At 62.7% G+C, this 7021-nt stretch carries 5 protein-coding genes; 4 read left to right on the forward strand and 1 reads right to left on the reverse strand.

Going from position 1 to position 7021, the window contains the following annotated elements; all coding sequences use genetic code 11:
* Nucleotides 1–392: 392 nt before the first annotated feature.
* Nucleotides 393–1316, reverse strand: a complete 924-nt coding sequence (locus AC5E6N_RS22430) for a ribokinase (protein WP_491749894.1) — start codon at nt 1314–1316, stop codon at nt 393–395.
* Nucleotides 1317–1427: 111 nt separating this feature from the next.
* On the opposite strand from AC5E6N_RS22430, the gene AC5E6N_RS22435 reads away from it, so the two are divergent.
* The 4 genes from AC5E6N_RS22435 to trpS all read left to right on the forward strand — a co-directional run.
* Complete coding sequence (locus tag AC5E6N_RS22435; protein WP_491749895.1) at nt 1428–4262, forward strand: [protein-PII] uridylyltransferase; 2835 nt, start codon at nt 1428–1430, stop codon at nt 4260–4262.
* Nucleotides 4259–5821, forward strand: a complete 1563-nt coding sequence (murJ, locus tag AC5E6N_RS22440) for a murein biosynthesis integral membrane protein MurJ (protein WP_491749896.1) — start codon at nt 4259–4261, stop codon at nt 5819–5821. The genes AC5E6N_RS22435 and murJ overlap by 4 nt, the downstream gene beginning before the upstream one ends.
* A gap of 10 nt (nt 5822–5831) precedes the next feature.
* Entirely contained in the window at nt 5832–6221 is a 390-nt protein-coding gene (locus AC5E6N_RS22445; RefSeq protein ID WP_491749897.1) for a VOC family protein, read from the forward strand.
* A 90-nt stretch (nt 6222–6311) separates the two neighbouring features.
* Nucleotides 6312–7021 (forward strand): tryptophan--tRNA ligase (gene trpS / locus AC5E6N_RS22450; RefSeq protein WP_491749898.1); only part of this gene is annotated, 710 nt, incomplete at its 3' end.

The following is a 7021-nucleotide window of genomic DNA, read 5'->3' on the forward strand; positions in this document are numbered from 1 at the left end:
CCGGGATACTCGGTGAGCAAAGCTCGCTGTTACACCAAGCAATGGGACACGATCATGTCAGCAATGCCGTGCCGTACAAGACGGCATGACGCATGCGGTCGCGGGACCGACTTGGCAGTAACATTTCGCACCCCTTAAGTCCTGCAAAGCCTGAAAACGGTTTAGGTAAACTGCCTTCTGTCGGTGGACCCGCATCTTGACCGACTGGTAAAATCTATATCGGCATTTCCGGGCGTGCAAGTGTGATTTTTGTCGCGGCAATCACAAATTGTGTATGGACAGGTTCGCCTATTCGCCATCATGGACCGCTCGCAAATATGCCCGGGACGCCCTGACCGCTGTTGTGCCGGAACGCGGCATTCACCGGGCGGATAGAACAGGCATCACGCGATTCAGGGGTCCGGTTGGTCACCGCCGCCCGAGGCGGCAAGGATGTCCTGCTTTACGGGAATTGCCGGCTGCGCGCCGTGTTCGAGGCAGGCAAGGCTTCCCGCGGCGGCGGCCTGTTTGAGTGCGGTTTCGAAGCTTTCGCCCCGTTCGAGCCCTGCGGCCAGGTAGCCGCAGAATGTGTCGCCGGCGCCCACGGTATCGACCGGTTCGATGACCAGCCCGGACGTTCTGATCAGCGAGCCGTCATGCGCGGCGGTCACGCCGTCGGCGCCCAGCGTGACGATCAGCGTCTGGCCGGATGCCGAATGCAGATCGGCAAGGACCGTCTCCCGTTCGCCCGGCTCCAGCGCCGTTTTGCCGGCAAGGCGCTCAAACTCGGTCTCGTTGGCGATGACGATATCGGCCATGGCGGCAAGCCGCACCGCATCATCCGTGAGCGGCGCGATATTGAGCAGGGATACGACACCTTGAGCGCGGGCGGCCGAAAGGGCGGCTTCGACGGCTGAGGCGGGGATTTCCAGTTGCAGCAGCAGATGATCGCCATCGGACATGCCGTCAAGCGCCCGCCTTGCGTCCGCTTCGCCCAACGCGGCGTTGGCGCCGGGAATGACCGCAATCGTGTTCTCGCCGCTGTGTTCAACCAGGATGACCGCCGTTCCGGTTGCGTCATCGACCGCGCGCACGGCGGACAGGTCGGTGCCGGCGTCTGCCAGGACAGAAAGCGCGGGCCCGGCGAACGCGTCCCCGCCGACGGCTCCGACCAGCCTTGTATCGGCGCCGGCGCGTGTTGCGGCAAGCGCCTGGTTGGCGCCCTTGCCGCCGGCGGCCGTGGCAAATGAGTTGCCAAAGACCGTCTCTCCGGCCTGCGGAAGCCGGTCGACGGTCGCGGTCAGGTCCATGTTGATGGAGCCGAGAACGGTGATCATGGTGTGGTTCCTGAAGCCGGGACTGTATTGTATTTGCAGTGGTTCTTTCATGGAAAAAGCGCTACAGCAAGCCGACAATTTCCCGGCTGGATCGATACGCAACGGAGCTGCATGACACTGAAAGACCTGCAAATCGAGCGGATATGCGATGCGGATGCGCTTCGCGCGCAATGCGATGCGATTGCCGACAAAGCCGAAGACCCGGCCTCGCAGGACACGCGCAACGCCCTTTTTGCGCTGCTCAAAAAGGCGGTGGCGGACGGCCGCAAGGTCATTTCGGACATGTTGCGCGAGGACGGTAGCGGCCTGAAATGCGCCCGCCGCCTCTCGCTGCTGCAGGACGAGATCATCCGCGTGCTCTTCGGCTTTGCGACCGAGCGCGTCTATCCGGTTGAAAATCCCTCGACGTCGGAACATATGGCGCTTGCCGCGGTGGGCGGCTATGGCCGCGAGACGCTGGCGCCGGGCTCGGACATCGATCTTCTGATCGTCCTTCCCTACAAGCAGACGGCCTGGACGGAGCAGGTGGTCGAATATGTGCTCTACATGCTGTGGGATATGGGCTTCAAGGTCGGCCACGCGACCCGCGACGTCGATGAGTGCATTCGGCTGTCGAACAGCGATATGACCATCCGTACCGCGATCCTCGATGCCCGCTATATCTGCGGCGCCGGAGCCCTCTACGACGAGATGGAACAGCGCTTCGACGCCGAAGTGGTCCGCAACAGCGCCCGCGCCTTCATCGCCGCCAAGCTCGCCGAGCGTGATGTCCGGCACCAGAAGGCCGGCGACACGCGCTATCTGGTCGAGCCCAATGTCAAGGAAGGCAAGGGCGGTCTGAGGGACCTGCAGACGCTGTTCTGGCTGGCGAAATATTATTATCGTGTCCGGGGGCTCAAGGATCTCGTCAAACGCGGTGTCCTTTCGCGGCGCGAGGCGAAGCTGTTCGAGAAATCGGAGGATTTTCTCTGGGCCGTGCGCTGCCACATGCATTTTCTGACGGGCAAGGCCGAAGAGCGCCTGTCCTTCGACATCCAGCGCGAAATCGCCGCCGATCTCGGCTATCACGACCATCCCGGCCTGTCCTCGGTCGAGCGTTTCATGAAACACTATTTTCTCGTCGCCAAGGATGTCGGCGACCTGACGCGCATCCTTTGCGCCGCGCTTGAAGAGGAGGAGGCCAAGGAGGCGCCCGGCATCTCGCGCGTGTTCCGGCGCCTCGCCAATCGCCGCCGGAAAATTCCGGGCACTCTGGATTTCCTGCAGGATCACGGCCGTATAACGGTTGCCGACGAGGATGTCTTCAAGCGCGATCCGGTCAATCTGATCCGGCTTTTTCACCTCGCCGACATTCACGATCTTCTGTTCCATCCCGATGCGCTCAAGCTGGCCAAGCGCTCCCTCGCGCTGATCAACGCGAAAGCGCGCGAGGACGAGGAGGCAAACCGTCTCTTCCTGTCGATCCTGACGTCGCCCCGCCGGCCGGCGCTGATCCTGACGCGCATGAACGAGGCGGGCGTTCTTGGCCGGTTCATCCCCGATTTCGGCCGTATCGTCTCCATGATGCAGTTCAACATGTACCATCACTATACGGTGGACGAGCACCTGCTGCGGGCCGTCGACGTCTTTTCCCGCATCGAGAAGGGCACCGAAGACGAGGCCCATCCGCTGACCGCGCGCATTCTCCCCGATATCGAGGAGCGGGAGGTGCTCTATGTCGCCTTGCTGCTGCACGACATCGCCAAGGGCCGTCCGGAGGATCATTCCGTCGCCGGCGCGAAGGTGGCGCGCAAACTGTGCCCGCGCTTCGGCCTGTCGCCGGAGCAGACGGAGACGGTCGCCTGGCTGGTGAGCGAGCACCTGACCATGTCGATGATCGCGCAGTCGCGGGATCTGCATGACCGCAAGACCATCGAGGACTTTGCCGAGGTCGTTCAGTCGCTTGACCGGCTGCGCCTCCTGCTGGTGCTGACCATATGCGACATAAGGGCCGTGGGGCCCGGTGTCTGGAATGGCTGGAAGGGCCAGCTCCTGCGCACGCTTTACGGAGAAACCGAACTGATGCTCTCGGGCGGTTTCTCGGCCGTATCAGGCAAGGAGCGGGCGCAGGAGGCGCGGGCGCTTCTCGGCGACGCGCTTGCCGACTGGCCGCAGGCGGAGCGCGAGGACTATCTCAACCTGCATTATCTGCCCTATCTTCTGTCCGTGCAGCTCGACGATCAGGTGCGACACGCCGATTTCATCCGCCGCACGCGCGAGGCCGGCAAGCCGCTGGCGACCATGGTGCGCACCCATTCCTTCCATGCCATCACGGAGATCACGGTTCTGGCGCCCGACCACCCGAGGTTGCTGTCGATCGTGACGGGGGCCTGCGCGGCGGCCGGCGCCAATATCGCCGATGCACAGGTCTATACGACGTCGGACGGGCGTGCGCTCGACACGATCATGATCAATCGTGAATTCGGGGAGGACGAGGACGAATTGCGCCGTGCGGAACGTATCGGCACCATGATCGAGGCGGTCCTGGCGGGACAGAAACATCTGCCCGAGGTGATCGCGCACAAGACGCGCCATCGCCGCAAGACCAGACCTTTCACGGTGACGCCGAAAGTCAGCGTCAACAACAATCTGTCCAACTATTTCACCGTGATCGAGCTGGAAGGCCTCGACCGCACCGGGCTTTTGTCCGAGATCACCGAGGTCCTGTCCGACCTCTCGCTCGACATCGCCTCGGCGCACATCACGACCTTCGGCGAGAAGGTCATCGACACCTTTTATGTCACCGACCTTTTCGGCCACAAAATCACCAATGAGAACCGCCACGCGAACATCATCGCCCGCCTCAAGGCGGTTCTCGCCGGCATTGAGGAGGATGTGCGCCAGAAGATGCCACAGGGAATGATCGCCCCGCAGCGGGAAAAGGGCCGTCGGGTCGGCCAGCAATGAGCCTTTTCCGCAAATTCGCGAGCGTCGGCTCGGCGACCATGGCAAGCCGGGTGCTCGGTTTTGTGCGCGAGGCGCTGATTGCCTTCGCCCTCGGCGCCGGGCCGGTTGCCGATGCCTTCTACGCTGCCTTCCGGTTTCCGAACCTTTTCCGGCGCCTGTTTGCCGAAGGCGCGTTCAACTCGGCATTCATTCCGCTCTTTGCCAAGGAACTGGAAGGCGGCGGCGAGAAGGCGGCTGAACTCTTCGCCCGTCAGGTCCTGTCGGTCCTGCTTTTTGTTCTGATTGCCCTGTCGGCGCTCGCCATGATCTTCATGCCGTTTCTGGTGGCGACCGTCATCGCCCGGGAATTCACGCTGTTTTCGGAAAAGTTCGAGCTGACGGTCTTTCTGACCCGGATCATGTTTCCCTATCTCGCCGCCATGTCGCTGGTGGCGATGCTGTCGGGCATCCTGAACTCCTACCGCAAATATTTTCTCGCCGCCATCAGCCCGGTGCTGCTCAACATCGTGCTGGTCGCGGTGCTGCTTGTTGCCGTCAACAGCGGGTTTGAGGCGCGAAACACCGGCATTGCGATGGCGTGCGGCGTAACGCTTTCGGGTTTCCTGCAACTGGCATTGCTCTTCTACGGCGTCCGCAACGCCGGTTTTCATATCCGCCTCGGCCGCCCGCGCCTGACGCCGCCCGTCCGCCGGCTCCTGTGGCTGGCGCTTCCGGCGGCGATCACCGGCGGCATCACCCAATTGAACCTGCTGGTCGGCCAGAACATCGTCTCGGGCGACGATGGCGCCATATCCATGGTCAACTTTGCCGACCGCATCATCCAGCTCCCGCTCGGCGTGATCGGCATCGCGATCGGCGTCGTCCTGCTTCCGGAACTGTCCCGGGCGCTGAAAGAGGGCAACGCGCCCGCCGTCAACCGGTTACAGAACAGCAGCCTGGAGTTCGGCCTGGGACTGACCGTCCCCGCCGCGGTTGCCTTCGCGATCATTCCGGCGCCCATTGTCGCGCTTTTGTTCGAGCGCGGCGAGTTCACCCGCGAGACGACCCTGATCACCGCCGCTGTTCTTGCCGCATTCGCCGCCGGGCTTCCCGCCTTTGTGCTCAACAAGATCTTCACCCCCTCCTTTTATGCGCGTGAGGACATGCGCTCGCCCATGTGGTTCGCCGGCATCAACGCCGCCGTCAACGTGGCAGGCAGCCTGATCCTCTTTCCCGTCGTCGGGGTGATGGGCGTTGCCGTCGCGACCTCGATTGCCGGCTGGGTGAATGTCGCGCTGCTTGGCGGCGTGCTTTACCGGGATGGCCGCTTCTCTCCGACGCGGCTCACGATGCGCCGCATCGCGCTGATCATCGCGGCGAGCGCCCTCCTGGGGCTGGCGCTCTATCTGGCCCTGCGGGTGATCGGGCCGGTGTTGATGGACGGCCCGATCCTCATTCGGCTCGGGCTGATGCTGCTGCTGATCGCCGGCGGTGCGCTGATCCATTTCGCCTTCGTGCTGCTGACCGGGGCGATGGACCGCCGTCAGCTGCTCTCGCTTGTGTCGCGCAAGCGCGACTGAGGTGAACGCCATGCCGTCGATCGCCCATGTCACACTGATCGTCCCGTCCTATGAGGAGGGGCTTGCCTTTTTTGTCGGCGTTCTCGATTTCGATCTTGTCACTGATCGGCATATGCCCGACGGCAAACGCTGGGTGCTGGTGCGGCCGAAGGGCGGGCCCGGAACGGCGCTGCGCATTGCCGAGCCGGCAAATACAAGGCAGGCGGCGCGCATCGGCGATCAGACGGGCGGACGCGTGTCCTTCTTCCTGTATACCGAGGATTTCGAGGCCGACCGTTCGCGCATGCTGAAAAACGGCGTCGTTTTTCTTGAAGAGCCGAGACATGAGGCCTACGGAACCGTCGCTGTTTTCCTCGACCCGTTCGGCAACCGCTGGGATCTGCTGCAGCCGGCGGACTGACCCGTTGGCGGAATTCCCTTGATAAGCACGGTGCGCACGTGCATAACCCGCCGCGATATCCAGTCCCGAACACGATTTTCAGGAAGTTCAATGTCCGAGTTCAAGCCGCTGGTCTTTTCCGGAGTGCAGCCCACGGGTAATCTGCACCTGGGCAACTATCTGGGCGCGATCCGCAAATTCGTCGCGCTGCAGGAGAGCCACGACTGTATTTACTGCGTTGTCGATCTTCATGCCATCACGGCGCAGCTCGTCCATGACGACCTCGCCGGCCAGACCCGGGCGATCACAGCCGCCTTCCTTGCAGCCGGGATCGATCCGAAGGCCCATATCGTCTTCAACCAGAGCCGGGTTTCCGGCCATGCGGAACTCGCCTGGGTGTTCAACTGCGTGGCCCGCATCGGCTGGATGAACCGGATGACCCAGTTCAAGGACAAGGCCGGCAAGGACCGCGAAAACGCGTCGCTCGGCCTTTTGGCCTATCCCAGCCTGATGGCGGCCGACATCCTGGTTTATCGCGCCACCCATGTGCCGGTCGGCGATGACCAGAAGCAGCATCTGGAACTGACCCGCGATATTGCTCAGAAGTTCAATATCGACTTCTCGCAGCGCATCGCCGAGACCGGTCTCGGTGTCGACATGGTTGTCGGGGAAGAGCGGGTGAACGGCTATTTCCCCTTGACCGAGCCGCTCATCGGCGGTCCGGCCCCAAGGGTGATGAGCCTGCGTGACGGCACCAAGAAGATGTCGAAATCGGACGTGTCGGACCTGTCGCGCATCAACCTGACCGACGATGCGGACAC

This window comes from Hoeflea sp. (assembly GCF_984452065.1).

Coding starts and splice junctions, on each gene's coding strand:
- AC5E6N_RS22430 (WP_491749894.1), bottom strand. CDS start 1,316: ATGATCACCGTTCTCGGCTCCATCAACATGGACCTGACCGCGACCGTC.
- AC5E6N_RS22435 (WP_491749895.1), top strand. CDS start 1,428: ATGACACTGAAAGACCTGCAAATCGAGCGGATATGCGATGCGGATGCG.
- murJ (WP_491749896.1), top strand. CDS start 4,259: ATGAGCCTTTTCCGCAAATTCGCGAGCGTCGGCTCGGCGACCATGGCA.
- AC5E6N_RS22445 (WP_491749897.1), top strand. CDS start 5,832: ATGCCGTCGATCGCCCATGTCACACTGATCGTCCCGTCCTATGAGGAG.